The sequence below is a fragment of the Rhodococcus sp. YL-1 genome (assembly GCF_001942025.1).
GTDB classification, from domain to species: domain Bacteria; phylum Actinomycetota; class Actinomycetes; order Mycobacteriales; family Mycobacteriaceae; genus Rhodococcus_F; species Rhodococcus_F qingshengii.
Genome location: NZ_CP017299.1, coordinates 4,670,993 through 4,697,976, shown reverse-complemented (window position 1 = coordinate 4,697,976; position 26,984 = coordinate 4,670,993). Strand labels below are relative to the sequence as shown.

24 protein-coding genes are annotated in these 26,984 nt (G+C 63.3%); 11 read left to right on the top strand and 13 right to left on the bottom strand.

Annotated elements, in window-relative coordinates; all coding sequences use genetic code 11:
• Positions 1-99: 99 nt before the first annotated feature.
• Genes BH682_RS21645 through BH682_RS21630 form a run of 4 tightly spaced genes read right to left on the bottom strand, consistent with a single transcriptional unit; the run spans position 100 to position 4,549 of the window.
• A complete protein-coding gene (locus BH682_RS21645; protein WP_075834062.1) occupies positions 100-1,908 on the bottom strand; it encodes a DEAD/DEAH box helicase family protein in 1,809 nt (602 codons plus the stop codon).
• The gene (locus BH682_RS21640) at positions 1,908-2,768 is read right to left on the bottom strand and encodes an SDR family oxidoreductase (RefSeq protein ID WP_075834061.1); all 861 of its coding nucleotides are present in this window, start codon (positions 2,766-2,768) and stop codon (positions 1,908-1,910) included. Before BH682_RS21640 ends, BH682_RS21645 begins: the two co-directional genes overlap by 1 nt.
• Positions 2,769-2,827: 59 nt before the next feature.
• Positions 2,828-3,730, bottom strand: coding sequence for a dihydrodipicolinate synthase family protein (locus tag BH682_RS21635; RefSeq protein ID WP_007727643.1), 903 nt, complete (start codon positions 3,728-3,730; stop codon positions 2,828-2,830).
• Between the two features lie 33 nt (positions 3,731-3,763).
• Positions 3,764-4,549: an aldolase gene (locus tag BH682_RS21630; protein ID WP_030534888.1), complete on the bottom strand. Its 786-nt coding sequence runs from the start codon at positions 4,547-4,549 to the stop codon at positions 3,764-3,766.
• Positions 4,550-4,715: 166 nt separating this feature from the next.
• Between BH682_RS21630 and BH682_RS21625 the strand changes: the two genes are divergently transcribed.
• Both BH682_RS21625 and BH682_RS21620 read left to right on the top strand, forming a co-directional pair.
• The gene (locus BH682_RS21625) at positions 4,716-5,306 is read left to right on the top strand and encodes a helix-turn-helix domain-containing protein (protein WP_003946400.1); all 591 of its coding nucleotides are present in this window, start codon (positions 4,716-4,718) and stop codon (positions 5,304-5,306) included.
• Positions 5,303-5,728 (top strand): hypothetical protein, encoded by a 426-nt coding sequence (locus tag BH682_RS21620; RefSeq protein WP_003946354.1) that lies wholly within the window; start codon positions 5,303-5,305, stop codon positions 5,726-5,728. The genes BH682_RS21625 and BH682_RS21620 overlap by 4 nt, the downstream gene beginning before the upstream one ends.
• A 7-nt stretch (positions 5,729-5,735) precedes the next feature.
• Here BH682_RS21620 and BH682_RS21615 read toward each other — a convergent pair whose 3' ends face one another.
• From BH682_RS21615 to BH682_RS21605, 3 genes are read right to left on the bottom strand one after another with little or no spacing between them, the layout of a single operon-like run.
• Positions 5,736-7,208 (bottom strand): carboxylesterase/lipase family protein, encoded by a 1,473-nt coding sequence (locus tag BH682_RS21615; RefSeq protein ID WP_075834059.1) that lies wholly within the window; start codon positions 7,206-7,208, stop codon positions 5,736-5,738.
• Positions 7,205-8,734: a carboxylesterase/lipase family protein gene (locus BH682_RS21610; RefSeq protein ID WP_075834057.1), complete on the bottom strand. Its 1,530-nt coding sequence runs from the start codon at positions 8,732-8,734 to the stop codon at positions 7,205-7,207. The genes BH682_RS21615 and BH682_RS21610 overlap by 4 nt, the downstream gene beginning before the upstream one ends.
• 29 nt (positions 8,735-8,763) lie before the next feature.
• Positions 8,764-10,173: a dihydrolipoyl dehydrogenase family protein gene (locus tag BH682_RS21605; RefSeq protein WP_030534884.1), complete on the bottom strand. Its 1,410-nt coding sequence runs from the start codon at positions 10,171-10,173 to the stop codon at positions 8,764-8,766.
• 82 nt (positions 10,174-10,255) lie between these two features.
• On the opposite strand from BH682_RS21605, the gene BH682_RS21600 reads away from it, so the two are divergent.
• Positions 10,256-11,008, top strand: coding sequence for an SDR family oxidoreductase (locus BH682_RS21600; RefSeq protein WP_007727631.1), 753 nt, complete (start codon positions 10,256-10,258; stop codon positions 11,006-11,008).
• Complete coding sequence (locus BH682_RS21595; RefSeq protein ID WP_003946361.1) at positions 11,008-12,330, top strand: NAD(P)/FAD-dependent oxidoreductase; 1,323 nt, start codon at positions 11,008-11,010, stop codon at positions 12,328-12,330. Before BH682_RS21600 ends, BH682_RS21595 begins: the two co-directional genes overlap by 1 nt.
• A 3-nt stretch (positions 12,331-12,333) precedes the next feature.
• On the opposite strand, the gene BH682_RS21590 is transcribed toward BH682_RS21595, so the two are convergent.
• Complete coding sequence (locus BH682_RS21590) at positions 12,334-12,837, bottom strand: COG4315 family predicted lipoprotein (protein ID WP_075834055.1); 504 nt, start codon at positions 12,835-12,837, stop codon at positions 12,334-12,336.
• A 125-nt stretch (positions 12,838-12,962) separates the two neighbouring features.
• Here BH682_RS21590 and BH682_RS21585 point away from each other — a divergent pair, with 125 nt between their 5' ends.
• Genes BH682_RS21585 through BH682_RS21575 form a run of 3 tightly spaced genes read left to right on the top strand, consistent with a single transcriptional unit; the run spans position 12,963 to position 15,064 of the window.
• Positions 12,963-13,433: a MarR family winged helix-turn-helix transcriptional regulator gene (locus tag BH682_RS21585; protein WP_075834053.1), complete on the top strand. Its 471-nt coding sequence runs from the start codon at positions 12,963-12,965 to the stop codon at positions 13,431-13,433.
• 37 nt (positions 13,434-13,470) lie between these two features.
• Positions 13,471-14,286 (top strand): ABC transporter ATP-binding protein, encoded by an 816-nt coding sequence (locus BH682_RS21580; RefSeq protein ID WP_411561099.1) that lies wholly within the window; start codon positions 13,471-13,473, stop codon positions 14,284-14,286.
• Positions 14,246-15,064 carry an ABC transporter permease gene (locus tag BH682_RS21575; protein ID WP_007727621.1) on the top strand — a complete coding sequence of 273 codons (819 nt, stop codon included), beginning with the start codon at positions 14,246-14,248 and terminating at the stop codon, positions 15,062-15,064. Before BH682_RS21580 ends, BH682_RS21575 begins: the two co-directional genes overlap by 41 nt.
• Before the next feature lie 26 nt (positions 15,065-15,090).
• On the opposite strand, the gene BH682_RS21570 is transcribed toward BH682_RS21575, so the two are convergent.
• A complete protein-coding gene (locus BH682_RS21570; protein WP_003946341.1) occupies positions 15,091-15,534 on the bottom strand; it encodes a helix-turn-helix domain-containing protein in 444 nt (147 codons plus the stop codon).
• A 552-nt stretch (positions 15,535-16,086) separates the two neighbouring features.
• Positions 16,087-16,245: a hypothetical protein gene (locus BH682_RS35960; protein ID WP_155277906.1), complete on the bottom strand. Its 159-nt coding sequence runs from the start codon at positions 16,243-16,245 to the stop codon at positions 16,087-16,089.
• 210 nt (positions 16,246-16,455) lie between these two features.
• Here BH682_RS35960 and BH682_RS21565 point away from each other — a divergent pair, with 210 nt between their 5' ends.
• On the top strand, positions 16,456-17,268 hold the full coding sequence (locus BH682_RS21565) for an FAD:protein FMN transferase (protein ID WP_007727618.1): 813 nt from the start codon (positions 16,456-16,458) through the stop codon (positions 17,266-17,268).
• A 1-nt stretch (position 17,269) separates the two neighbouring features.
• On the opposite strand, the gene pgi is transcribed toward BH682_RS21565, so the two are convergent.
• The gene (pgi, locus tag BH682_RS21560) at positions 17,270-18,925 is read right to left on the bottom strand and encodes a glucose-6-phosphate isomerase (RefSeq protein WP_075835417.1); all 1,656 of its coding nucleotides are present in this window, start codon (positions 18,923-18,925) and stop codon (positions 17,270-17,272) included.
• A gap of 92 nt (positions 18,926-19,017) precedes the next feature.
• On the opposite strand from pgi, the gene BH682_RS21555 reads away from it, so the two are divergent.
• Positions 19,018-20,472, top strand: coding sequence for an NAD-dependent succinate-semialdehyde dehydrogenase (locus tag BH682_RS21555; protein ID WP_190287595.1), 1,455 nt, complete (start codon positions 19,018-19,020; stop codon positions 20,470-20,472).
• 74 nt (positions 20,473-20,546) lie between these two features.
• On the opposite strand, the gene BH682_RS21550 is transcribed toward BH682_RS21555, so the two are convergent.
• A complete protein-coding gene (locus BH682_RS21550; RefSeq protein ID WP_003946362.1) occupies positions 20,547-20,873 on the bottom strand; it encodes a chorismate mutase in 327 nt (108 codons plus the stop codon).
• 316 nt (positions 20,874-21,189) lie between these two features.
• On the opposite strand from BH682_RS21550, the gene pcrA reads away from it, so the two are divergent.
• A complete protein-coding gene (gene pcrA, locus BH682_RS21545) occupies positions 21,190-23,682 on the top strand; it encodes a DNA helicase PcrA (RefSeq protein ID WP_003946394.1) in 2,493 nt (830 codons plus the stop codon).
• A gap of 78 nt (positions 23,683-23,760) precedes the next feature.
• Here the strand turns inward: pcrA and BH682_RS21540 are convergent, their stop codons facing one another.
• Positions 23,761-24,783 carry a M23 family metallopeptidase gene (locus BH682_RS21540; protein WP_030534879.1) on the bottom strand — a complete coding sequence of 341 codons (1,023 nt, stop codon included), beginning with the start codon at positions 24,781-24,783 and terminating at the stop codon, positions 23,761-23,763.
• A gap of 232 nt (positions 24,784-25,015) precedes the next feature.
• Here BH682_RS21540 and BH682_RS21535 point away from each other — a divergent pair, with 232 nt between their 5' ends.
• A complete protein-coding gene (locus BH682_RS21535) occupies positions 25,016-26,857 on the top strand; it encodes a hypothetical protein (RefSeq protein ID WP_223304415.1) in 1,842 nt (613 codons plus the stop codon).
• The last annotated feature ends 127 nt before the right edge of the window (positions 26,858-26,984 follow it).

Below are 26,984 nucleotides of genomic sequence, written 5' to 3'. Positions count from 1 at the left end.
AAGGAATGAAGCGGTCAGCCGAATTCGGTTTTGGTGGAGTGGAATTGGGGCATACCGCCGAAACCGTTCGTTTGTGCGCGTTGGACGGTCGTTGGAAGATCAACCCTCCGAGGTCAAGACATCAGGCTCTAGCCACTCGACGCCGAGCAGTTCGGACAGCGACCGCAGACCGGATCGATCACCACCTTTCAGACCTGTGACCGAATTGAGATTGCGCAACATGACCGTGGCGACGTCCTCTTCCTTGGTGCCCACGCCGAAGGGTATGACCCACGGGCACGTCTGGTAGTCGCGATGCGACCGACCGAACGTCTGTTCTGCCGCGATCCCTGAGTAGCGCGGTTGATGAAAGATTCCCGTCCGTGGCAACGGGGACGCGTGAGTGCCGTCCGGGAGTGCTTCGTTGGCATGGAGCGAGATCGAGGTCGTGACATTGAAGACGATGACCGGTGCGTCCCCGCGTTGAAACCGCAGACGTTGACCCTCCTTGTCCGGCACCGCGCCGAACAGTTTTGCCACCGAGATCCCGGCGTCTTCGATCATCTCGACCAGTGGATCACCTGCCGTGGAGACGAATTCGACGGCCACCAACACCTGCTTGCCTGCCTTGACCTGCGCCTGCGCCCACTGGGCCGTCGACTCGGCGCGGATCATGCCCGCTTTCTGTCGGTAGCGCAGAACCAGCGCACGGCCGCGCGCGATGTTGCGACTCTTGCGGGCCAATCCCATTTCGTAGGCGTACTCGGCCCACTCCGTCTCGTACTCGGCGCGCTGGGCATGGGTGAGGTCGATCGGCATACCGTCGAGCGGAACAGGTCCCCACGGAGTCGGTCGATGAATCATCAAGGGCGGTTTGCTGTTCGACATCCACCCACGCACGGTCTCGAGCGCGCGAGATTGCAGCGTAGGTGATTCCTTCGCCTCTGCGCTCCACGTCCACTTCCCGTAGGACTTGTCCAGCGGAAGGCCGGACTCGACCAGCCTGGCGCCCAGGTCGGACCAGTACTCCGAAGGTTCTGAATGCAGCTGCGCGAAAAGCGGTGCCAGGTAACGCTGGTCGGCCGGCGTGTGTCCCGGTGTTGCCGTCACGGACAGGACGAACGGCGCTTGCTCGTGAGCATTCGAAAAGCGCGCGACCTTCTCGAATGCCGCCGTGCGCTGTGTGTCGTTGCTGTACAGCTGGGCCTCGTCGGCAATCACCACACCGAACGTGTACTTGGGGCGGCCGTTTCGCGTGATCAGCTTCTTCAATTGGTCAGGCGACATGATCAACCAGCGGAATCCACCGTCGCCCACCGAGGCGATGGAATAGCGCCAATGCGGAATGGTGATCTGTGCGGGTCGATCGACGAGGACGAGGATGTTGGTTTCGCCACGCTCCTCGGCAATCGTCTTGGCAGACATCACTGCGATCAGCGTCTTACCCAGGCCTGCATTGTCTGCCAACAGAAATCCGCGTTTGCCGGCGCGAGCGGCATCGACGACGGCTGCAGCCCCCGAAACCTGCTCGGGCCGAGGAATTTTGGGTGCAGCAACGGGACGTTCACCGGTGCTGTCATTGATGTCGTCCTCTACCCACTGCTGATAAGAGAAGGGGAGTGCCTTGAATGGAGCGAGTTCTACGGGCAACTCCGTACCGACCCACGCGTAGCTCTTCCATTTCTTGACGAACTGCGCACCAGGCGCCGGCGTCCGAAAGGGAACGTCGAGGAGCCAGACTCTCTCACCAGGGCCGGCAGTCGGCACATCCGGCATCGTCGCGCGTGAGCTCTTCTTTGCGACAGTCTTCTTCGGGGCGGTCTTTCTGGTCGTGTTCCTCTTGGGTGCAGCCTTCTGCGGTGCAGCCTTCTGCGGTGCAGCCTTCTTTGCGGCAGCCTTGCGTGCCGTGGTTGCTTTGCGTGGTGGCATCAGGCGGTTTCTGCTGTGAGGAATTCACGCAGCGTGAGCGCAGGCCGGCCGACAAGGTCCTCCACGGTGCCCGTGATCAGCGCCAATTCACCCTGCGCGATTGCGGTGTACGTCGACACCCATGCGTCGAGTTCCCAAGCGGGTGCGTTGTACGACGCCCGCGATTCGTAAGCTTCCTCGAGCGTTTCCTCGACGTACGTGGTTCGCTTGCCGGTGACTTCGGTGATGATGCTCGCGGCCTCGGAGAGCGTCAGTGCCTCCCGTCCGGTCAGGCTGTACGTCTGTCCGACATGAGAATCCAGATCCTGCAGAACCGACACAGCGACGGCAGCAATGTCGGAGCGCGCTACCGCGCCGACGAGACCGTCCCCTGCGGGTCCGCGGATCACACCGTCTTCACCGGCGAGAGCGGGTAGGAAATCGAGGTAGAAGCTGTCGCGCAGGAAGGTGAATGCGAGCCCGGAAGCGCGGATATGTTCTTCGGTGACCCAGTGATCGCGAGCGAGCGTGAACGTCGCGTCCGGAGCAGCGCCGAGGAAAGACGTGTACACGATGTGCCTGACCCCGGCCTCCGCTGCGGCGTCGATGAAGGTGCGGTGCTGATCCAGACGATCTGCGCTTTCGGCCGCCGAGACCATGAAGAGGGTGTCGATTCCGGCCAGAGCCGCGAGAGCGCGCTTCTGATCCCCGTACGTGGTCTCGGCCGAATCGGCACCGGGGAGCTGCGGTAATCGGTTGACCGACCGTGCGATCAGCCGCTGCGGGACACCGGCGTCGCCCAACGACCGGGCCACCAGTCCGCCGATATGACCGGTCGCGCCGGTGACGGCGATCCTCGCAGACCGTGAATCTACGGACATGGTGCCCCTCCTTCGGTCGGTGTGCATCCCATCTTGCCGGAACCCACTCCCACGTCAGGTCACGACGCGACGATTACACCGCGAGCCACCGACAGAGCGTCGGACAAAGCTGTCCTGGTGTTGTCGTCGAGGGACAGCAGGGGCCGGCGGGGAAGGCCGGCGTCGATGCCGAGAGATTCCAACCCGGCTTTGACCGTCGACGGCAGTCCGCGACTGACGAGGACCTTCAGTAGCGGCTCGATCTGTTCGAACACAGCGGCGGCACCCGACCGATCACCGGATTCGAGTAGACGCCAGAAGTGCACCACCTGTTCGGGGGCCAGACACGGGGCTGCCGTGCACCATCCGCTTGCACCGGCAGAGAAAGATTGCAGTGCAAGAGGATTGCTGCCGTTGAAGAAGGGGATCGTGCCACCGCTCAGTTCGTTGATGCGGTTCATCCGGGTGATGTCGCCGGTGGATTCCTTGATCATCGTGACGCCGTCGACGGTGGAGACGAGATCGACGAGAAATTCCGGCGACATGTCGATCCCGGTGGTGGCCGGATTGTTGTAGATCATCGTGGGAATGTCGACGGAATCGGCCACCGCGGTGACGTGTTCACGAATCTCCTGCTCACCCAGATGCCAGTACGACGTGGGGAGGATCATCATTGCGTCGGCTCCGGCGTCTGCCGCGATCGATGCTCGGCGGAGTGCTCCCGCCGTCGTCAGATCCGACACTCCGACGACGGTGGGGACTCGGCGGTCGACGTAGTCGACAGTCTCCCGAGCGACCGTCTCCCACTCTGCATCGTCGAGATAGGCGCTCTCGCCGGTACTGCCGAGTGGGGCTATCGCGTCGACACCACTGCTGATCATGCTGTCGAGGAGCGTGTGTAGCGGCTTGGGGTCGAATGCTCCGGTGTCCCGGTCGAACGGGGTGATGGGATAGGCGACGATTCCCTTGATGGTGCTGCTCATGAGGCTCTCAGTTCTGTTGGTGGGAAACAAAAGTCAGTTGGTCAGTGTGTCGGGATGATTGCGGAGAGCGCGACGGGCGTAGTAGGCGAAGTTCGCCTCGCTGCGCCGAGGAGTCAGTGTCCAATCGTGTGCCTCCTTCGCCAGGCGAGGCGGTAGCGGCTTGATGTCTCCGGCAGCCATCGCCAGCAACTGCAGTCTGGCCGCTCGCTCGATCAGATGCCCGAGAGAGCATGCCTCTTCGACCGTGTTGCCGACGACGAGTTGGCCGTGGTGGGCGAGCAGAATTGCCCGCTTGTCGCCGAGTGCAGCCGAAATGATCTCGCCCTCCTCGTTTCCCACGGGAACCCCGGGCCAGTCGGCGAGAAATGCGCAGTCGTCGTAGAGCGGCGCGATGTCCATTTGGGAGACGACGAGGGGAATCTCGAGCATCGACAGCGCCGTCGCATGTAGCGGGTGTGTGTGGACGATGCAGTTGACGTCGGGTCGTGCGCGGTAGATCCAACTGTGGAACCTGTTGGCGGGGTTCGGCATGCCCTCCCCGTCGAGGACTTCGAGATCCTCGTTGACGAGCAGGAGGTTGTCCTCGGTGATCTCGTCGAACCCGAGGCCGAGTCGCTGTGTGACAAACGTTCCTGGCTGCCCACCGCGGGCGGAGATCTGTCCGGCAAGGCCGGAGTCGTGGCCGGCGTCCGACAGTGCCCGGCAGGTCAGTGCGATCTTCTGTCGAAGAGTCCAACTACCTGTCGTTACTTCGGTGAGCATCTTCGTCTCGGCGGTGGCCATGAGTTCCTGCTTGCTCGCATGCATCGTGTCGGTCATGGGGTGTGCCTTTCTCGGGACCCGGAAATCAATGACATTCAGTCACCTATAAGACACAAAGTGTCATATAGGACGGAAATGCGCAACCCTCGATTCCTGCATCGCTGATCGCCGCAGGTCAATGTATTGGTAGGGTGATGACACAAAGTCTCGTGAGGGGAACCGAATGGCAGCGTTTTTGCGAACACATCGGCGTCGCGCCGGTCTGACGCTCGAGGGCCTGGCCGAGCAGACCGGTCTGACGAAGAGCTATCTCTCCAAGGTCGAGCGGGGTATCAGTACCCCGTCGATCGCGGTGGCACTCAAGATTGCGCGTGTGCTCGACGCCGATGTGGGGCAACTGTTCTCGGACAGTATGGAGGGAAATGCCATGACGATCGTGCGCGCGAAGGACCGCGTGATCGACCCGGCCAACTCCGTGCAGTCTTCCGTCTACGATCCGATCGCGCCCTCACTGGTCGGAAAGGCCATGCAGCCGTTCGTGGTTCATCCGGCCTCGGTGATGGGTCCCAAGTTCATGGACCACACGGGAGAGGAGTTCGTGTTCGTGCATTCCGGATCCGTAGAATTCGAAATCCCCGGGCAGACGATGCACCTCGACGCCGGCGACAGCTTGTACTTCGACGCGAATACGCCGCACCGGATGCGGTCGGTGTCGGCGGATCGTGCGGTGGTGCTGGTTGTCGTCTACGACAAGCCTTCGGCTGGATCACCCAGCGGTGACTCGCTGGAAACGCACTGCGGGGTGGGCAGATGACGCTGGGGATCGACACGACACTGACGCTTCTCGCGGCCGGTCTGATCTTCCTTCTCTCCCTGTGCCTGGGAATCTGGAAATACCGACAGATGGCCACTTCGGACAATCACCTCGCCCATCCGTATGTCGACATCGCACACCGCGCTGCCCTGATGTACTCGTTTGCGACGCTGCTGATCGCGGTGTTCGTCGAACTCAGTGCGTGGCCGACGTGGATCAACCTGACCAGTGCCGCAGTGGTCGTGTTCTTCTTTCTCGCAGCGATATTCAGCTACATCGCTCACGGTGCGATGAAGGACACCGACAATCAGTTCGAGTCCGCCGGTCCGCCCCTGCACCTCGGGATGTTTCTGCTGATCCTCGGTGAGGTGGGCGGATTTGCCGTCCTACTCGCAGGTTTCGTGAAAGGTCAGTTCTTCTGATCGGGCTTCAGCGCCTGTGCTCGTAGCCGATCCAAGCCCGTCGACGCTCACCCATCGGGTCGTTCTCCACTCGGGACGTCTCGTCGAAGATCATTGTTTGCCGCTCCGGTACGGAGTAGGCGGGCCAATCCCGGTCCGGCACTCCGTGGCGGGCGAAATGGATCCAGTGGCGCTGCATGGTGGAGGTCACCGCAGTCAGTCCGCGGCGCCCACCGACCGCGGTCAAGGCCGCGGTGAGTGCATCCGAACGCCCGAAGACCGCAAGCAATTCGGTGGCGTGGGTAGCGCCCATGCCGACGAGTCTGAGCAGGCGAGGCGCAAAATCGTAGCGGTAACTGTAGGTAGGAGCTACCTGGCAATGACCCTGTGCGCAGAGTATCGCGGGCTCCCAGAACGTGATGTCGCCGCCGAGATCTGCGGCAGCAAACCGGTGCGGATACGTGGGATACGCCGCGAGCGCACGTGCTTTCACTTCAGGGGTGGTGTGGGAGAACATCTTCTCGATCCGAACCGGGTCGGTAGGCAAGATGTCGAGAACGCGCGGGAAGATTCTTCCCTCGTGGAGATTCGAACCGACGAGCAGCGGAACGGGGTGGGCGCGTCCGGCGGCGAACACGTCGAGCGGGTGTTCGGGAAGGACGTCGTCACCCACCACGGGGGCAAATGGCCGCGTTCCGGGTTCTTCGTCCGCGCCGCGGCGCGCAAGTTCTTCGCCGGCAGCGACCAGGTCCTTCACCGAAGCGGAGCGCAGCCACGATGCCGGATCGGCATCCGGAGCCTGTGCGATCTCGAGGAACTCGCGTGCCCAACGGTGCGCTCGCTCTTTTCCGTATGCCGAAGCAGCCGGCGGACTTTGAGCGATGGCCCGGGCGAACAGCCCTCGTGCCGCCGGCGTTGCCATCAGAGTGGTGACCGCGTTGGCGCCGGACGATTCACCGAAGACGGTGACGGCGTTCGGGTCGCCGCCGAAAGCGGCGATGTTGCGTTGGACCCACGTCATCGCGGCGATCTGATCGCGCAATCCGAGGTTCGTCTCGAATGATCTTTCCGCAGTGGAATATTCACTGAAATCGAGGTAGCCCAACGCGCCGAGACGATATTGGATCGAGACGTAGACGATGTCGCCACGTTCGACCAGGCTCGTTCCGCGGTACATGGGCGTCGACGGATTCCCGCCGTTGTACGCGCCGCCGTGAATGAAAACCATGACCGGTCGCAACGAATCCGACGGTACCTGCGGGGCCACGACATTGACGAAGAGTGAGTTCTCGTCGAAATTGCTCTTGCGCTGCGGAGACGGAGAGCCGAATGCTTCCGCCGGGCGGACACCATTCCAAGCCTCGACCGGCTGCGGTGCGCGAAATCTCCGAGGACCGGTCGGGGCCGCCGCGTAGGGGATTGCTCGCCAGGTGCGCAGTCCTCGATCGAGGCGCCCGCGTACGACCCCGGAATCGAGAGTGATCTCGAGGGGGCTCGTCACGGTAGGGAGATGTCGGTGCCGTGGCTACGGTAACCGCTGTATCCCGCCCAGGCCAAGCGTTGTTCACGTCTGGGATCGTTCTCGACGCGGACGATCTCGTCGAAGATCATGGTCCGACGCTCCTGCCCCTCGTAGCGCGGCCACGATCCGCGCGGCGAGCCGTGCTCGGCGAAGTGAAGCCAGTGTCCCTGAACAGATTCGGTGACTGCGCGCAGTCCGCGTCGACCGCCGGGAAGGGTGAGGCCGCGCCCGACAAGGGTGTCACCGATGCCGAAGACTGCAAACATCTCGAATCCGTGTGTGGCGTCGAGGCCGAGCCAGCGCATCATCGTCGGCGCGAAGTCGAATCGGTAGGCGTACGTCGGCGCCGATTGTGCGTGCGCTTGCATCAACTCCACGGACGGGTGCCAGAACGTGACGTCTCCGCCGACGTCGATCGCGGACTGCTCGTCCGGGTAGCCGGGATAGGTCGCGAGGATGCGCTTCCCGGCCTCGGGATCGGTGAGGGCAAACATGGTGTCGATGCGCGACGGGTTGGTCGGAAGTGCGTCGAGCACCTTCGGGAACAGCGTCCCCTCCCGTCTGTTGGTGCCGATGATCATCGGCACCTGGTGTGCCGATCCTTCTTTGAATGCGTCCAAGGGGGAGCGGGGGAGGAAGTCGCCGTCGACGACCGGTCCGAAGGGATGTAGTCCAGGTGTGTTCGCGAGTACCTCGGCGCCCAGTCTGCTTCCGGCTCTGCCCAATTCGACGGCTGTCGCCGAGGTCAGGGCCTTCGCGGGTGGTAGGCCGGAATTGAGGATCTCGACGAAACGCGCGCCCCAGGCATGCGATCGCTGCGTGCTCGCGACCAGATCCGGAGCCGAACTCTCGGCGATAGCGCCGGCGAAGAGTCCCTTGGCGGCCGGAGTCGCCATCAGGGTAGTGACGGCGGTGGCTCCGGCGGATTCACCGAAAATCGTGACTTTTTCAGGATCCCCACCGAAGGCGGCGATGTTGCGTTGCACCCACTGCAGGGCCGCGACCTGATCGCGCAGTCCGAGGTTTGAGTCGAATACGCGCTCGGATGTTGAGAACGGGGTGAAATCGAGGTAGCCCAGAGCGCCGAGCCGGTAGTTGATCGAGACGTAGACGACGTCGCCGCGTTCGACGAGGGACACGCCCGAGTACAAGCCGGTGGCCGAGGTCCCGATGGTGTTTGCCCCACCGTGGATGAAAACCATGACGGGACGCGGAGTATTGCCGGTGTTCGCAGGGGCGAGCACGTTGAGCGTCAGGCAGTCCTCGCTGCTCGGCTGGTACTTCCCGGGCGCGAGCAACAGCCCCTTCTTGTGTTGGACAGACGCGTCGCCGAACCTGATCGCGTCGCGTTCTCCGGTCCACGGCGTGACCGGCTGTGGTCGCGTCAGACGCAGTGTTCCGACCGGCGGCCGGGCGTAGGGAATTCCGCGCCAGGCACGAAGTTTTCCCACCCGGCGGCCGCGCAGGGTGCCGTCGGCCGTGGTCACAAGTATGTCGGACGCCATGTCGCGACTATACGTACTTCGGGAGCGCGTCAGCGGCGAGCCTCCAGCAATCGAAGCCAGACTTCACTGACCGTCGGATACGAGGGCACCGCATGCCAGAGAGTTTCCAGTGGTACGGCGCCGACGACCGCGATTGTCGCCGCATGCACCAGCTCGGATACTTCGGGCCCGGCGAAGGTAGCGCCGAGGATCACGTCGGTGGCCTTGTCGATCACCAACTTCGCGCGCCCCGAGTAGTCGTCGCGCAGCAGCGAAGATCCCGCGACTGCGAGTTCGATCTCCACGACTTCGACGTCGTAGCCGTCGTCGCGAGCTTTCTTCTCGGTGCGTCCCACCCAGGCGATTTCGGGTGAGGTGAACACCACCTGGGGGACCTGTCCATTGTCCGCCGACGCCGTGTACCGAGGTCCCCTGAGTCCGCGGCTCTCGGCCCGCGCGGCGATGACGTCTCCGCAGACTCTCGCCTGATACTTGCCCATGTGGGTGAGGGGAGAACGACCGTTGATGTCGCCGACGGCGTAGAGCCACTCACCTTGGGCACAGAGGTGATCGTCAGTGGTGACGTACTTGCCGTCCTCGAGGCCGATGACGGACAAGCCGAGATCGGCAGATGTCGGCCCGCGGCCCGCCGCGACGATGACCTCGTCGACTTCGATCACGCCGGACGATGTCTCGATGCTGACGGGTCCACCGTGGATGTGACCTTCGCCGGTGTCCTTGGCATCGGGGCGTGAGACCGAGTTGACGGCAGTGCTCAGTCGAACGTCCACACCGCGGGCACCGAGTGCTTCGGCCACCATCGTTCCGGCAAACGGTTCTGCTGATTTCAACAGAGCATCGCCCCTCACGAGCAACGTCACGTGAGCGCCGAACGACGACAACCACGTTGCGCACTCAGTTGCGACCACTCCGCCGCCGATGACCGCCACTCGCGACGGAACCTCGTGCAGGTTGGTGGCGTCGCGCGAGGTCCACGGGAGTGCCTCGCGCAATCCCGGTGTCTTCGGGACGGTGGCGGTCGTTCCCGTGGCGAGTACGACGGCACGGCGGGCACGGAGCTTACGGGTCCCGTCGACGGTCACTGCTCGCTCGCCGTCGATGACCCCGTGGCCTTTGATCACGGTGATGCCCGCGGAGGTTGCCCAGTCGACCTGGGACGAGTCGTCGTGGTTGTGGGTGAACGAGTCGCGCCGTTTCAGAACGGCATCGACGTCCAGCGGTCCGGCCGGGATCCCGGGCAAGGCGTCGGCCGCCTCGAGGACCTGCCCCGGGCGCAGTAGTGCCTTGCTGGGCATACAGGCCCAATACGAGCATTCACCGCCGACCAGTTCGTGTTCCACGATTGCGGCGGTGCGATTACTTCCGGCGATGGCGTATGCGGCGGCGTTCTCGCCGGCGGGTCCACCGCCGATCACGATGACATCGAATTCGTCGGTCATTGCTCCACGGTATGTCGGATCGGTCCGAGTTCGCTCGGTTACCGCCGGGTACGAGAACTCGATGATGGTTACAGTTGCACCCATGACGCGGCAGAAGATTTTGATCACCGGTGCCAGTTCGGGTCTGGGTGAGGAGATGGCCAGGAGATTCGCCGCGGCCGGTCGCGACCTCGCGTTGTGTGCCCGGCGGACGGATCGTCTCGACACGCTGCGTGGGGAGCTGGTGGCGCAGTACCCGTCGATCAGCGTCGCAGTGCGCGAACTCGATGTGACCGAACACGATTCCGTCGTCCGGGTTTTCGGTGAGCTGCGCGACGAGTTGGGTGGCCTGGACCGGGTGATCGTGAACGCCGGGCTCGGCAAGGGCGCCAAGATCGGAACCGGAAAAGCGCACGCGAATCTTGCAACAGCGCAGACGAATTTTGTCGGCGCGCTGTCGCAGTGTGAAGCTGCGCTCGAGATCTTCCGCGCGCAGGACTCCGGACACCTGGTTCTCGTGTCCTCGATAAGCGCGGATCGGGGGCTACCCGGGCCAAAAGCGGCCTATTCGGCGAGCAAGGCGGGAGTAGCGGCGCTGGGTGAGGCGCTCAGTATCGAGTTGGCGCGCACACCTATTCGGGTCACCACGCTGCTGCCGGGCTTCATCAAGACCGACATGTCCGCCGGCGCCGGCGACGACGCTGCGCTCATGGCCAGTCTGGACGAAGGCGTCAGTGCCATGGTCGACGCTATCGAGAAGGAAACCACCCGAGCGGCGCTACCCGGCCTCAAGTGGCAAGGGATAGATGCGGCCCTACGATTCCTGCCCAACTCCGTGACAGCGAGGTTTGTCTGATGAGCATCCACATCTCGAACGGTAAGCCCCGGGTAGTGATCGTCGGTGGCGGCTTCGGTGGACTGTATGCAGCGAGACGACTCAAGAAGGCTGACGTCGAGGTGGTTCTGATCGACCGAGGGACCAGCCACGTCTTCCAGCCCCTGCTCTACCAGTGCGCCACGGGTCTGCTCTCCGAAGGGCAGATCGCAAGTCCGCTGCGACATCTGCTCGAGGACAACAAGAACACGAACGTCGTTCTGGGCGAGGCCAAGTCGGTGGACGCCGACGCCGGGATACTGACTGCCAGTCGCTTCGACGGGTCGACCTTCGAATTGCCGTACGACTACCTGATCGTGGCGGCTGGAATGCGCCAGTCCTACCACGGCCAGGACGAGTTCATCAAATGGGCGCCCGGCATGAAAACCCTCGACGACGCTTTGGCGATCAGGCGCAGTCTCATTGCTGCGTTCGAGATGGCCGAATCGCTCCCGACTGCGGAAGAACGTCGACCGTGGCTGACATTCGCCGTGGCGGGCGGCGGACCCACCGGCGTCGAATTAGCCGGACAGATCCGCGAATTGGCGATGCACGCGCTCACCAACGAGTTCCGGTCCATCGACCCTGACGAGGCAAGGGTACTGCTCTTCCACGGCGACGATCGGGTGCTCCCTTCGTTCAGTCGCAAGCTCTCGGCCGCCGCCAAACGTACTCTCGACGGGATCGGCGTCGAGACTCACCTCGGCGTGCACGTCACCGACGTGTGCGAGACCAGCATCGAGACGACGGACAAGAAGACAAAAGAGAAGCGGCAGTACGAGACCCGCACGATTCTGTGGACCGCGGGCGTCGAAGCAGTGCCGTTCGCCGAGGCACTGGCCACGGCGCTGGGTGTGAAGCAGGTCGGCGGTGGCCGCATCGAGGTGGAAGCCGATCTGACCGTTCCCGGCCACCCGAACGTCTACGTGGTGGGCGACCTCATGTCGCGGGACAAACTTGCCGGGGTGGCCGAGGTCGCGATGCAGGGTGGTCGGCACGCCGGTGCCCGGATCGCTGCAACCGTAGAAAACGGAGTGCCCAGCCGAAAACCGTTCAAGTACCGCGATCTTGGAACCGCGGCCTACATTTCGCGACGCCACGCGTTGCTTCAGGCAGGGCCGGTCCAGTTGTCCGGGTTCATCGGATGGGTGTCATGGGGAATCATCCACATCGCGTTCCTCGCGGGGTTCCGCAATCGCGCCAGCACGGTGCTGAACTGGGGCGCAACCCTGGCGTCGAAGACGCGTCGGGAACGGGCAATCACGTACGGCGACCCCGAAACCGCTCGGCAGCCGTACAACTGAGGGTTACTCGGTCTTGAACACGGGGTTTCCGGCGGTGTCGATCATCCACCACAGGCTGCCGACGCTCTGTCCGAGCATGTCGCCGGGAACCTTGTCGTCGAGGTACCGATAGACGGGCTTGCCGTTGACGGTGATCTGGAAAGATCCTTCCGGCCCGTCGATGGTACCGATGACAGCGTCGATTCCTTCGACGATCGGCGAATCCGTGACCGAGGTGACCGCCGGCCAGTAACGCAGGCACGCTTCGTCGCACGACCCGGCTTGTGAGTTCTCCTCGTCCGGGTTGTAGACGTAGACGGTCATGCCTTCGCCGTCGACGGCGATCGTCCCGAGTGGGGAGTCGGCGGTCTTCAGCAGGGGTGCATCAGCGGCGGCGGGTGGCGACAGCGACGTCGAAATGGCAGTGACGTTGTCTGCGCTGTCCCCGGAATCGAGGGCGTCGGGCGAGCAACCGGTGAGGATCAGGACGGTACTCGCAACTGTCGCGAACAACCACTGTCTGCGCATGACGTCTCCGTTCTGGGCGGGAGTGCTCGGGACAAGCAATCGGGGATACCCGTTGCGGACGAGCTGAAAACGCCGGGCGTCCGGATTCCTCGACAATAGCTCTGTTACAGAGCTATTGTGAGGTTGTGGATGGAAGCGGAGCAAACCTTGCGGATGACGTCCTGGAGACGCTCGGACAATTGCGCCGGGGCACGAGGAAGGCGTCGGGGCGGCCGTTTGCGGAACGACCGCTCGCCGGCGCCCAGATCGAACTCGTCAGGCTGCTACGACGCAACCCGGGTCTGTCGGTGGCCGAGGCTGCCGGGCGATTGGGTGTCGCGGCAAACACGGTGTCCACCTTGGTGCGGCAGCTCGTCGACGAGGGAGTGATCGAACGCGTTGCCGACGAGGCCGACCGCCGCGTCGCGCGATTGGTGCTCGCGGACGAGGCGCGCGCCCGCGTCGAGGTGTGGCGTGATCGCCGGAGTGTGATTGTCGGTCAGGCATTGTCGACTCTGACCGCAGAGGACAGGGCGAGGATCGAGGCTGCTCTACCGGCCCTGTCTCGATTGGCGAGCGCTCTGGCAGCAGCCGGATCGGAAGGCGGGGGGCAGTGAGATGCTGACGCAGTGGTGGAGGAGCCGAGCAGTGCACATGCCTGACCCTGACGCACCCGCGGTCGAGATCGACTCGGTCACATACAAGTTCGGCGGTCATCGGGCGGTGGACAACCTGAGTCTGGTCGTCAACGCGGGGGAATGCTTCGGCCTGCTCGGTCCCAACGGTGCAGGAAAGACGACGACGATCAGATTGCTCAACACGTTACTTCCTCTGCAAGAGGGTGACATTCGAATTCTCGGTCGCTCCGTTCGCAGCGAAGCGATGACCATTCGGCGCTACCTCGGGTACGTGCCACAACAGCTCTCGATCGAAAGCGCATTGACCGCACGCGAGAACGTGACCTGGTTCGCGCGCCTGTACGACGTTCCGCGGTCCGAACGACGCGAGCGGGTCGACCAAGCGCTCGAGATGGTGGATCTGCTCGATTCAGGTGAGCGTCTCGCGTCGAGCTTCTCCGGCGGTATGGTGCGACGGCTCGAACTTGCGCAGGCACTGGTGAACCGACCGTCGCTGCTGGTACTCGACGAACCGACGGTGGGGTTGGATCCCATTGCCCGCGAATCCGTCTGGAAGCGAGTGGCGGAGATGCAGAAGCAGTACGGCATGACTGTGCTGCTCACGACGCACTACATGGAAGAAGCCGAGGAGTTGTGTGATCGTGTTGCATTGATGCATCACGGTGAACTTCGTGCAGTGGGCGAGCCGAGCGCGTTGGCCGCCGAACTGGGGCCGGAGGCCACTCTCGAAGACGTGTTCCGTCACTACACCGGCGACGACCTCACCGGCGGCAAGTCAGGAGGTCTCCACGATGTCCGCAGTGCCCGTCGCGCAGCGCGCCGCTTGGGCTGATCCCACTACCAACAGTCTTGCTCGATTGCTCTCGAGAATTTACACATTCTGCCTCGTGGAAGTTCAGAAGTTGCGGCACGACCGATCTGAATTGGTCACGCGCGCAATCCAGCCGATCCTCTGGTTGGTGATCTTCGGTCAGACGTTCAGTCATATCCGAGCGATCCCGACTGGCGACGTACCGTATCTCGACTTTCTCGCGCCGGGCATCATTGCGCAGTCCGCGCTTTTTGTTGCGATCTTCTACGGAATCCAGATCATCTGGGAGCGTGACGCGGGAGTCCTCACCAAACTCATGGTGACGCCGACGCCACGAGCCGCGCTGGTCACCGGAAAGGCATTTGCAGCCGGTATCCGTGCGGTCGCCCAGGCCGTGGTCGTAGTCGTTGTAGCGGCGCTGCTGGGCGTGAGCATGACGTGGAACCCGATCAAGCTGCTCGGCGTCGTGGCTGTCGTTGTCCTCGGCTCGGCGTTCTTCGCCTGTCTGTCGGTTGCGATCGCGGGGATCGTGCTCAAACGAGATCGATTGATGGGCATCGGCCAGGCGATCACCATGCCGTTGTTCTTCGCGTCCAACGCTCTGTACCCGGTCGAACTCATGCCGACGTGGGTTCAGTGGCTCAGTCGCATCAATCCGCTGAGTTACGAGGTGTCAGCGCTGCGCGGTCTGCTGATCGGAATGCCGACCGACTACCTCGTCGACTTCGGCGTGCTGATCGGGGCCGCGCTGCTCGGAATCATCACAGCTTCGGCACTATTGGGCCGCTTGACTCGCTGATCTGACTCGCTGAACTTCGCTCCGGACTAGTCGCGAGTGAACGGTGGGGTGTAGGTGCTGCAATCCGGAGGGACGGCCGGGAGTCCTTCGGACGAGCGAAGTTTCTCCGCAATCGATGAGAGCAAGTCCTGCGATTCAGGGGAGAGATCGACCGCTTTTATGGCCAGAGAACGTAATTCGCTGTCGTGGAACTCCTCGACAACCGAACGGTCTTCTTCCGGAATCAGTTCGGGATCTTGGCGAGGTGTCGGGCCGAAGAAGTACTCTGCTGCCACGCCGAAGTAATCGGCCAATGCCAAAACGACTTGCTCCGATGGATTCGTGCGCACACCGCTCCGGAGTTGCGAGAGGTACGGTGTCGAAATCTTGCATCCACGTTGCGAAAGGGCTTCCACAACTTGTGCGTTGGTGAGTCTCGGTGCTGTGGCCGGGTACAAGGCGTTCAAACGGTCCTTGAATGAATCGGTCACAATTCCTCCCTCGAGCGTGACCCAGCGTCACAGCTACTTCGCAGTTTTCACATAGTAGACGACACGGTTATTCTGAACTCTGGTCGAAAGTCCTTTCACCTGCGGATATTTGGCGCAGAAAAATTCCAAAGACTTTGTAAAGTATGTGATTTTCGCCGCGTACTGACCGTTCGTTTTGCCAAGGTGTACGGCGGTAGCGTATAAGCCGAACGGTGGTGGTTACGCCATTGTGCTGCAGGTTCTTTCAGCCGGTCCTATCCATTTTGTGTCGATGCATTCCTGCTCGGTCTGTAACGTGCGAAGCGCTGCCGCCGGGCACCGGGCGTCGTCGTGCCGGCGGTTGGCGCGCCGCGTGTTCGGGACTTCTTCTCGGTGCTCTGCTCGACGCTCGCGCGCAGTGGTGGGCCCGTATTTTGCTGCACTCGAGAGTGAGCGCTCAGGTGTGTCCACCCGCGAAAGTGACGCGCATTGAAAGCGGCCGATTGGTATGTCATCGACGTTGGAACACAGTGCTTCTCGTCGGTCCCCATTTTTCATGCGGTGACATAAGGTTCATGCGGTGACATCAGCGCCGCCCGGGCGTGTTGCTGCGGCGGACCGGGCTCGAAGCGCAGCCGGCCGGCCGGACATGTCGAGCGTCGACTCTGCGTCTTTCGGATCGGAATTGCCCGCTGCGCCAGTAGTAGTCGACGTCGTCGCAGTCAGGTGCATGTCAGAACCATGGGGAGGATTACACGTCTTGCACACGGAGGGCGACAGTCCAGGCGGCAATTCTGTCGCACAGATCTACCATCCAGTCCCCGCCGTGCGCTGCTCAACCTGCGGCATGTGTGCCTCGGCCTCGGAAGCGCTTTATGGCACGGGGGTTGCTGACCGGCGCATACTGGTTACAACACAGTGTGTTCGAAGGGCAGGACTGACATGGTCAGTGTCGAGAAGTGGGCGATGTGGGATTCCGCCGTGGAGGTGGACGTCACCGAGGGCGCTGCGCTGCCTACTGCGCACGCGTTGATCGCAGCTGCCATCGACGAAACCGAAGCGGTCTGCGACCTTCGCCGGGGAGACGCCGAGATTCACGCCGTCAACCTCGCTCAGGGAACTCCGGTCAAAGTGACACGACGTATGTCGGCTCTGCTGCGGTCGGCGCTGTGGGCTGCCCGTATGACCGGCGGTGCAGTCAATCCGCTTGCCGACAACTACTCCGAGGACGAATCCATCCCTCCGGTGCACCCGACCCCGACGTTCGAGGACGTACAGCTCGACGGAGACGTGGTGTACGCGCCCTGGGGTGCGTCGTTCGACATCACCGGAGTTGCCAAGGCCGACACCGTCGATCGCGCCGCGCAGATCGTCGCCGCCGAATTACAATGCGGCGTTGCTGTGCGGATCGGCGACGTGATCGCCACGGCCGGCCATGCACCGGCTGGTGGCTGGCAGATTCCGGTGCCGGACAGCGAAGAAGTCGAACTGATCAACGGAACCGCGATGGCGACGGCGCGGGCGCTGGAGCTGCCCTCCTGGGAGCCGAACCAGGAGCGGCCCTCCACGGAATGGGCACAGGTCTCGGTGATTGCTGACGACGCGGTGTGGGCGTACGCCGCAAGCGAGGCTGCGTTGATCCGGGGGATAAGCGCCATCAAATGGGTTGAACAGCAAGAGCTTCGCGCTCGGCTCGTCGACCGATCCGGACGCGTGTACACAACGGAAAGTTGGTTCGGCCCGGCCGCCGCGTGAGTCAGGCCCGTCCGCGCTCTCTGCGGTACCACTGCACCAGAGCATCTGTGGATGTGTCGCCGAGGTCGCCGGGTGCTGCTTCGGAAGAGAGCGCAGGCCCCAGTTCCATGGCTTGTGTCTTGCCGAGTTCGACGCCCCACTGATCGAACGGATTGACACCCCACACCGCACCTTCGACAAATACCTGGTGCTCGTAAAGTGCGATCAGCTGACCTACGACCGAGGGGGTCAGCTCCTTCGCCAAGATAGTGCTCGACGGTCGGTTGCCTGGCATCACCTTGTGTGGCACCAGCTCCGGAGCAGTGCCCTCTGACGCGATTTCTTCGGCAGTCTTCCCGAATGCGAGAACCTTTGTCTGAGCGAAGAAGTTACTCATGAGCAGATCGTGCATTGATCCCGTGCCGTCCGCAGTAGGCAGATCGTCGGTGGATTCCGCGAACCCGATGAAATCGGCAGGCACCAGCCAGGTGCCCTGATGCAGGAGTTGGTAGAAGGCGTGTTGGCCGTTGGTCCCCGGCTCGCCCCAGAAGATCTCACCGGTGGACGTGGTCACCGGTGAGCCGTCGGCGCGAACCGATTTGCCGTTGGACTCCATGGTCAGCTGCTGCAGGTACGCGGGAAAGCGCAGCAAGTCGTTGGAGTAGGGCAGCACTGCGCGGGACTGAGCGCCGAAGAAGTTGGAGTACCAGAGCCCGATGAGGCCGAGGAGGACCGGCGCGTTCTGCTCGAGCGGTTGGTTTCGGAAGTGCGTGTCGATCTGGTGGAAACCGTCGAGAAACTCCGCAAAACGAACGGGTCCGACGGCACACATGACCGACAAGCCGATCGCCGAGTCGACGGAGTAGCGCCCGCCGACCCAATCCCAGAACCCGAACATGTTCGCGGTGTCGATGCCGAACTCCGCCACGCGGTCACCGTGGGTGGAGACTGCGACGAAATGCTTGGCTACGGCCGAGACGTCTTCGCTGCCCAGACCGGCGAACAGCCAACGCTTTGCCGCTGTCGCGTTGGTGAGGGTCTCGAGGGTGGAGAACGTCTTGGATGCGACGATGAAGAGCGTCGTCTCCGGATCGAGGTCGTCGAGCTGTCCGACCAGATCGACAGGGTCGATGTTGGAGACGAACCGGACGCTGATTCCGGCGTCGGCGTAATGCCGTAGTGCGCGGTAGACCATCACCGGCCCGAGGTCGGAACCGCCGATGCCGATGTTGACGATGGTGCGGATGCGCTTGCCGGTAGCTCCGGTCCACTCGCCGCTGCGCACACGATCGGCAAAAGCGCCCATCGCGTCCAGAACTTCGTGAACGTCCGCGACGACGTCTTGACCGTCGACGGTCAGAGCAGAATCCTTGGGCAGACGCAGTGCTGTGTGCAGTACGGCGCGGTCTTCGGAAGTGTTGATGTGATCGCCCGCGAACATCGCGTCGCGTCGTGCCTCGACGCCGGCCTCGCGGGCCAGTTCGACGAGTAGCGCGAGAGTTTCGCGGCTGACGCGATGCTTGCTGTAGTCGATGTGAAGATCACCGGCGTCGATCGTCAGCTCTCGCCCGCGGGCTGGATCGTCCTGGAAGAGTTCTCGCAGGTGAACGCCTTCGATGTCGGCGTAATGAGCGCGCAGTTTCTGCCAGGCTGAGGTTCCGGTGATGTCAGTGCTCACGATCATCGACTTTAGTGGCACAAGCTGGAAACTTCCGCGTGAGTCTCGCTCGCGGGCAGACGGACGCGGCTCCGACGAGCATCATGGAACCCATGGACACATTCGAATTCATTCGATCAGTTCCCACCCAGTTGTTCGTCGGCGGTCGGTTCGTGCCCGCGGAGAACAACGCGACCTTCGCGGTGGCGGATCCGGCGACCGGGAAATCGTTGACCGATGTCGCCGATGCGAGCCCCGCGGACGCGCTGCGCGCTCTCGACGAAGCCGTCGCCGTCTCGTCGAAGTGGGCGAGCACACCTGCGCGCGAGCGTGGTGAAATCCTGCGAGCCGTCTTCGAGAAGATCACCGAGCGAGCCGAGGACGTGGCGCTGCTGATGACCCTCGAAATGGGCAAGGCACTCGCCGAAAGTCGCGCCGAGGTGAAGTACGGGGCGGAGTTCTTCCGGTGGTTCAGCGAGGAGGCCGTTCGCATCGGCGGGCGCTACACGCCGGCCCCGGCGGGCAACGGCCGGATCCTTGTCACCAAGGCGCCGGTCGGACCGTGTCTGGCCATCACTCCCTGGAATTTCCCGTTGGCGATGGGTACCCGCAAGATCGGCCCGGCATTGGCCGCCGGCTGCACGATCATCGTCAAGCCCGCCTCGGAGACCCCGTTGACGATGTTGTTGCTTGCTCAGCTCATGGCCGAAGCCGGGTTGCCCGACGGAGTCCTCTCGGTGTTGCCGACATCGAAATCCGGTGAAGTGACCGGCCCTCTCATCGACGACCCTCGACTGCGCAAGCTCACCTTCACCGGGTCCACCGGCGTCGGCAAGATGCTGGTGGAGAAGTCCGCGAAGCGATTGCTCCGCACGTCGATGGAATTGGGTGGCAACGCACCCTTCGTGGTGTTCGACGACGCGGACGTCGACAAGGCAGTCGAGGGCGCGGTACTGGCGAAGCTTCGCAACGGAGGCGAAGCATGCACCGCCGCCAACCGGTTCCACGTCGCCAACGCCGTGCGTGAAGAGTTCACGACCAAGCTGACCGAGAAGATGGCGACTTTCACGATGGGACCCGGTACCGACCCGGAGACGAAGCTCGGCCCGCTGATCAACCAGAACCAACTCGACACGGTCGCGGAGTTGGTTGCAGATGCGGTGGATGCCGGGGCGAAGGTGCGACTGGGCGGCGAAGCGCCGGGTGGTGAAGGGTACTTCTATCCAGCCACGGTGTTGGCAGACGTTCCGGCCAGCGCGCGGATTCTGAAAGAAGAGGTGTTCGGACCCGTCGCCGCGATCACCGGCTTCGACACCGAAGCCGAGGGAATCGCAGCCGCCAACGACACCGAGTTCGGACTGGCCGCGTACATCTTCACGAGGGATCTCGACCGTGCGCTTCGGGTTTCCGACGCACTGGAATCAGGAATGATCGGCGTCAACCGCGGAGTGATCTCGGACGCGGCAGCGCCGTTCGGTGGCGTGAAGGAATCCGGATTCGGCCGCGAGGGCGGGACCGAGGGGATCGAGGAATACCTGAACACGAAGTACATCGCGCTCGAGAGCTGATACACACGCGAACGGCCACATCGGGACTGCCAGAGGCATCCGATGTGGCCGTTCGCAAGTGATCTGGGTGTGCGCTAGTGGCCCAGGCGTCCGCGGCCCAGGCGCAGGAGCAGCATCGCGAGAGTGTGGCCTTCCTGGCCCAGCTCGTTGAATCGTTCTAGGACCTTCATCTCGCGGCTGTGCACCAGACGCGGACCACCCGATGCCATCCGGGTACGGCCGATGATCTGGGAGACCTCGGAGCGGCGTTTGATGGCCGCGAGGATCTCGGCGTCGAGACGGTCGATTTCTTTCCGTAGTTCGTCGATCTCCGCCTCACTCTGGGGGATCTCGACGTCTGTCGGAGCAGTTTTTACAGTATCGACAGTATTTCCATGGGGGGCTGCAGCCTGGGTGCTCATTGCTATTCGTCTCCTCTTCCTACTGCGTGGATCGTGGTCTCGGCTCGGGTCGTTACCGATCCAGGCACACTGACGAAAATGCCCCGGATCCGATTCGGACCAGGGGCGGGTGAGCTGTTCAGATCACGTGCACCGAGGTCCGGGGCACGTAAAGTAACGCCACAGCGGGCCGACGGGGTCGGCCGTGTTGTCGCGAACGGAAATGCTGAACATAGCGTCCAGTTTGCCATGCTCGACACAGGTAATCCAAGTGCCTCTACCAGCAGGTGGACGCACTGACGACCGTGTCGGTGGACGCCGGTAGCGTGGACAGGCGATGAACACGTACCCAGCACTCGGTGAGCACGACGGACATTCCCAGCACGACGGGGGCGGCGCGCGGGGACACGACGCGGGTTCGGACGCCCTCCTCGAGGGTCTCAACCCGCAACAGCGCGAGGCCGTGGTCCATGCCGGTTCGCCGTTGCTGATAGTCGCGGGCGCCGGCTCGGGCAAGACTGCAGTGCTGACGCGTCGCATCGCCTATCTGTTGGCCGAACGGGGTGTCACCCCCGGTCAGATCCTGGCCATCACGTTCACCAACAAGGCTGCGGCCGAGATGCGCGAGCGTGTGGCAGCTCTTGTCGGACCGCGTGCCAACGCCATGTGGGTCTCGACGTTCCACTCCAGTTGCGTGCGGATCCTGCGAGCACAGGCGGCGCTCCTGCCCGGTTTGAACTCGAATTTCTCGATCTACGATTCCGACGATTCGCGTCGACTGCTGACGATGATCTCGAAGGACCTCGAGCTCGACACCAAACGATTCTCCGCGCGGCTTCTCGCTACGCATATCTCCAATCTGAAGAACGAACTCGTCGGACCGGAAGAGGCGGTTGTCGCAGCCGATCAGGATCCGGCCGAACTTCCGCGACTGATCGCCAAGGTCTACGGCCACTACCAACAGCGGTTGCGTGCGGCGAACGCACTCGACTTCGACGATCTCATCGGTGAGACCGTCGCGCTTCTCCAGGCGTTTCCCCAGATCGCCGAGTACTACCGCCGCCGCTTCCGTCACGTGCTCGTCGACGAGTACCAGGACACCAACCACGCGCAGTACATGCTTGTGCGTGAACTGGTCGGCGGAGCCGGAGAGTCCGACCACGCCGTTGCCCCGGCCGAACTGTGCGTCGTCGGTGACGCCGATCAGTCGATCTACGCATTCCGCGGAGCCACTATCCGCAACATCGAAGAGTTCGAACGCGACTACCCGGATGCTCGGACCATCCTTCTCGAACAGAACTACCGTTCGACGCAGAACATTCTGTCTGCGGCCAACTCCGTGATTTCCAAGAACACCGGCCGACGAGAAAAGCGTCTGTGGACCGATTCGGGTGAAGGCGAACTGATCGTCGGCTACGTTGCAGACAACGAGCACGACGAAGCATCGTTTGTCGCCTCGGAGATCGATCGGCTGGTGGACCAGGGCGAGACCAAGTTCGCCGACATCGCGGTGTTCTACCGGACCAACAACTCCTCACGCGCGCTCGAGGAGATCTTCATTCGACTCGGAGTGCCGTACAAGGTGGTCGGCGGCGTTCGCTTCTACGAGCGCAAGGAAGTTCGGGACATCGTCGCGTATCTGCGCGTCCTCGCCAACGAGGACGACACCGTGAGCCTGCGACGCATTCTCAACACGCCCCGACGCGGTATCGGTGATCGAGCCGAAGCCTGCGTCGCCGTGCACTCCGAGCACCGCAACATCAGCTTCGCCGCCGCTCTCCGTGACGGCGCGGAAGGCAAAGTGGCGCTGCTCAATACGCGGTCACAGAAGGCCATCGCGTCGTTCCTCGAGATGATGGACGGGCTGCGGGCCCTGCTACCGACAGCAGCCGCCGACGAGGACGAACCGTTCGAGCTCGGTGACATCGGTGAGGTTGCCGAGGCGGTGCTCGAGCGCACCGGCTACCGCGCCGAGCTTGCGGCGAGCAGCGATCCGCAGGACGGCGCGCGACTCGACAACTTGAACGAACTCGTCAGCGTGGCAAGGGAATTCAGTTCCGACGCGCGAAACGCGGCCGGGCTGATCGATCCGGACGACGAGGAAACCGCAGCAATGCGTGAAGGCGAACCCGATCCGGGTTCGCTTGCCGCCTTCCTCGAACGGGTATCGCTTGTCGCCGACGCCGATCAACTGCCGGACTCCGACGACGGCGTCGTGACCATGATGACGCTTCACACCGCCAAGGGCCTCGAGTTCCCGGTCGTCTTCGTCACCGGTTGGGAGGACGGGCAGTTCCCGCACATGCGCGCCCTCGGTGATCCGGCGGAGTTGTCCGAAGAGCGTCGACTTGCTTACGTCGGCATCACCCGTGCCAGGCAGCGCCTGTACCTGACGCGCGCGATCATGCGTTCGGCGTGGGGGCAACCGATCCAGAACCCGGCGTCGCGGTTCATCCAGGAGATCCCGGAGGACCTGATCAACTGGCGCCGTGAGGATCCGGGCACCGGTGGCGGATTCGGAAGCGGCAGGCCGGGTTACGGCAGCGGAAGCCGCTACGGCAGCCAGGGCGGCCAGGGATACGGCGGCGGGCAGAACTACGGGGGAGGGTCCGGCAAGGCCGCGTCGACTCCCAGTTTCGGTGCCGCGCGTGGCCGCAACAACGTTCTGGTCCTCGCCACGGGTGACCGCGTCAGTCACGACAAGTACGGTCTGGGCACCGTGTTGGAAACCAAGGGCACTGGCCCCACCGCGACGGTCACCATCGACTTCGGTAGCGCGGGCAAGGTGCGGTTGATGCTCATCGGCGGTGTGCCGATGGTGAAGCTGTAGAAGACAGGCAAAAACTTCCGGCCCGTACCTGGAAAGGTGCGGGCCGGAAGTTTTTCATCAGAAGCGTTGGGCTTGCGATCAGTCCTGCTCGACGCCGAGGCTGATGCCGCGTGAGGCGAGCCAGGGGAGGGGATCGATCTTGTTCTCGCCGGCGAGATGAACCTCGAAGTGAAGGTGCGGGCCGGTGGAGAAGCCGCGGTTGCCGACAGTGGCGATCTGGTCGCCGGCCATGACCTGCTGACCGACCGTGACGGTGGACGTGTCGATGTGGCCGTAGACGGTGATCGTTCCGTCTGCGTGCTGTAGGCGTACCCACATGCCGAACCCGGAAGCCGGACCTGAATCGATGACCTTGCCGTCGGCGACGGCGACGATGGGCGTCCCGATCGGGGCGGCGATGTCGACGCCGGCGTGCAGAGTGCCCCAGCGGGTGCCGAAGTTGGACGTGAACGTGCCCACTGCCGGCAGGACGAACAGCGGGCGACGGGCAGCGGCTTCGCGTGCTGCGCGCTCGTCACTGAAACGCTGGCCCTTGGCAAGCAGGTTGCTGAACTGGGAGAGGTCGGTCGGCGCTGCGACGTTGAGGACCTGCGGAGCGTCGGCCTCGGTGGTGGCTGCCGTGGAGGTGGCCGGAGCGAACTGAGCGGCCTGCGGTTCTGCGGTGGTACCGATCGCGGAGGACTCGTTGGCGAGTGCAACTTCCGAGTGGTCGGCGGCAGAAGAGGAACCGTCGTTGACAACTGCCTGGCCCGCGGCGACAACCGCGCCGGCTGCAACTGCCAGAACGGCGGCGCGGCCCTTGAGAGCGGAGGGAGGGGTGGGGAGTCGGTGAGCACCGCTGCGGCGAACCGGAGATTCGACATCGACTGTCGGTGCGGAGGAGGCGTAAGTGGGGGTGCTGATCACGTCGGACTCGACGAACTCGTGAGAGTCGGAATCTGACGACGTGGAGGATGAATTTCGAGTGAACATATCGGTAGAGATCTCAGAACTTTTGGTCTCGGTGTAACGCCTGGCCGAGTGCGTTGGATAAGTGGTCGTGACCTCGTCTGGAGCTGAGTTCGAGAACCTACTAGCGGTGAACTGGCTGCGGTGATGCATATGCCGGTTCTCTCCTCGAGTTCGTGATCAGCCCGTGACTTAGACCGACTGACGGTAACGAAATGATTGCGATGGGCGCAAGCCGTAGCGGAAACCTGTCCGATTATGTGACGTGCCTCACAGCTTGACCTGGGAATATGTCGATCCGGGCAAAACGGACGAATCATCTCGTTTCGTGATCACGCGTGTCACAACCGGATCACCGGTCCATTCAGGCACTACCGTCGATCGAGTGTCCACAACACCTGGAACTACGTCGCAGGCGCGTTTCGACGACCCCGGAGTGAAGTCCGGGGCGCCACTCGCGGCGGTAATCGGACTGCTCGGTGCCGTCGGAGTGGCAGCCAGTCCCGTCGTCGGAGTCGGGAGTGGCCGCGGGGTCGACACGACGGGGGCTCTTGCTTCCGCCGCTCTCTTCGCTGCCGTCTGCACGATCGTCGTGCCGCTGGTTGCGGTGCTCACCTCGGGGCGCAGGCCCGCCTTCGCAGGTGGACTCCTGGCAGGTATCGGCGCGGTGTCCCTCGGCGCGGCGATCCTCGACGTTCAGTTGTTCGTCGACGCAATCGATGCAAACCGCTTGGACCTTTTCCGTCCGATTTCGGCGGGTTCGATCGATGCGGGTCCGGGCGCTTATCTCGCGCTCGCGGGCCACGGACTTCTTGTGGTGTCCGGTGTCCTCGGCTTCATGGTCGTCCATCGTGAATCGGAGCGGGACGGATACGGCAGCGCTCGCGCCGCGGAATTCGACGGGCGATCGGTTGGCGGGCGGATCGGTGGGTGGCCGACAGCGCTGCTGATTCTGGCCGCGGTGGTGTTCGTGCTCTCCCTGTTCGGTCCTTCCTTCAGTTCGCAGGATCCGATCTTTCTGGTCAAACCGCTCGTCGACTCGGCGGCGGCCACCGCCGTCGGTACGGGATTGGTCGGCGTCGCGGTACTCGTTGCGGTCGCGGCGGCATTGACGTCCATCTCGCTACCGGTGGGCTGCGGCGCCCTGATCGGTGTCGGTCTCGGCGCACTCGCAGTCAGTGGAACCAGGGTGATGGCTGGGTTCGCGGCCGGCGATCGGATCGGCGCCGGTTCGGGATCGGTGGTCGGGGCACTGGCCGCCGTGGTCATCGCCGTGATCGGCGTTTCAGCTCCCTACCTCGCTTCCAGGCGTGAAAAAGATGCGATTCCCGCTGAAAGTGTGGTTCGCGCACCCGCGAAGACGACAAAGGGTGCGCTGAAAGCGGCGATGGTGGCTCAGTCCCGCGCGGCGCAAGCGCGGGTGAACAGACTTCACCGCGTTGCCGGTATCGGCGCAGTTGTCACCGCAGCAGTGGCAGCCCTGGGCGTGGCACTTCCGGTCCTGTCGTTGCCGGAGAACATCCCCGAACCGTCCATGCTCTCGTCTCGAGTTGTCCTGCTCGCGGCTGCTGTACAGCTGGTCGCCGGTCTGGGCTTGTTCGCCCCGGGCCGCGCCGCGGTGGTGCGGCCGGCCGTCGGCGTGTTGTGGACCACGGTCGTGATGGGAGTCGCCGCTGTCATGCAGTCGGCTGTCATCGCCACGGACGTACCGGGCGTCGGGTTGGGGGCCGGTGCCTTCGTGCTCTGCGGCGCGGCTTTCCTCGCTGCGGCGACGGGACTGCTCGTCTGGCTGGCGGGAAGCGCCGAGCGTGAGGATGTCGACACGTCGGTAGGTGGCGGTTCGCGAGGGCTGGTGCTTATCGTCGGTGGGATCGGCGCCGTCGCTGTCCTGATCGGAACCGCGCTTCCCCTCTATCAGGGCGACGCCTATACGGCGGCCTCAGTTCTGGAGTGGCCGTGGGGAATTGACGTCTGGGGTCAACTGCTCGTCGGCGTCACCGTCGTGATCGCCGCTGTGATCGCAGCGTCCGCGCGGCCGTCGCGGGGCGCGGCATTGCTGATCGGATCTGCCGTGGCAGCTCTGGTGTACGTCGGTGAGTGGCCGCTCACGTCATCGCGCATATCGGACGCAACCGTGGGGGTGGGTGCGATCACAGCGGCCACGGGCATAGTGTTGCTTCTCGTTGCAGCGTTCTCGAGCGCAAGAATCAGTGAGACTGATGCTTGACAAATTCGGTGTGGCCACCTTGCCGAATCGGTGAGGCGTGCCTCATCGGGCAATTGCGCGTGACTTGGGCCACATAGCATCAATGCGGGCGCAAACCGAACGCGGCAACTGGTTAAAGTCCAGAACA

Coding starts and splice junctions, on each gene's coding strand:
- BH682_RS21645 (WP_075834062.1), bottom strand. CDS start 1,908: ATGCCACCACGCAAAGCAACCACGGCACGCAAGGCTGCCGCAAAGAAG.
- BH682_RS21640 (WP_075834061.1), bottom strand. CDS start 2,768: ATGTCCGTAGATTCACGGTCTGCGAGGATCGCCGTCACCGGCGCGACC.
- BH682_RS21635 (WP_007727643.1), bottom strand. CDS start 3,730: ATGAGCAGCACCATCAAGGGAATCGTCGCCTATCCCATCACCCCGTTC.
- BH682_RS21630 (WP_030534888.1), bottom strand. CDS start 4,549: ATGACCGACACGATGCATGCGAGCAAGCAGGAACTCATGGCCACCGCC.
- BH682_RS21625 (WP_003946400.1), top strand. CDS start 4,716: ATGGCAGCGTTTTTGCGAACACATCGGCGTCGCGCCGGTCTGACGCTC.
- BH682_RS21620 (WP_003946354.1), top strand. CDS start 5,303: ATGACGCTGGGGATCGACACGACACTGACGCTTCTCGCGGCCGGTCTG.
- BH682_RS21610 (WP_075834057.1), bottom strand. CDS start 8,734: ATGGCGTCCGACATACTTGTGACCACGGCCGACGGCACCCTGCGCGGC.
- BH682_RS21605 (WP_030534884.1), bottom strand. CDS start 10,173: ATGACCGACGAATTCGATGTCATCGTGATCGGCGGTGGACCCGCCGGC.
- BH682_RS21600 (WP_007727631.1), top strand. CDS start 10,256: ATGACGCGGCAGAAGATTTTGATCACCGGTGCCAGTTCGGGTCTGGGT.
- BH682_RS21595 (WP_003946361.1), top strand. CDS start 11,008: ATGAGCATCCACATCTCGAACGGTAAGCCCCGGGTAGTGATCGTCGGT.
- BH682_RS21590 (WP_075834055.1), bottom strand. CDS start 12,837: ATGCGCAGACAGTGGTTGTTCGCGACAGTTGCGAGTACCGTCCTGATC.
- BH682_RS21580 (WP_411561099.1), top strand. CDS start 13,471: ATGCCTGACCCTGACGCACCCGCGGTCGAGATCGACTCGGTCACATAC.
- BH682_RS21575 (WP_007727621.1), top strand. CDS start 14,246: ATGTCCGCAGTGCCCGTCGCGCAGCGCGCCGCTTGGGCTGATCCCACT.
- BH682_RS35960 (WP_155277906.1), bottom strand. CDS start 16,245: ATGCACCTGACTGCGACGACGTCGACTACTACTGGCGCAGCGGGCAAT.
- BH682_RS21565 (WP_007727618.1), top strand. CDS start 16,456: ATGGTCAGTGTCGAGAAGTGGGCGATGTGGGATTCCGCCGTGGAGGTG.
- BH682_RS21555 (WP_190287595.1), top strand. CDS start 19,018: ATGGACACATTCGAATTCATTCGATCAGTTCCCACCCAGTTGTTCGTC.
- BH682_RS21550 (WP_003946362.1), bottom strand. CDS start 20,873: ATGAGCACCCAGGCTGCAGCCCCCCATGGAAATACTGTCGATACTGTA.
- pcrA (WP_003946394.1), top strand. CDS start 21,190: ATGAACACGTACCCAGCACTCGGTGAGCACGACGGACATTCCCAGCAC.
- BH682_RS21540 (WP_030534879.1), bottom strand. CDS start 24,783: ATGCATCACCGCAGCCAGTTCACCGCTAGTAGGTTCTCGAACTCAGCT.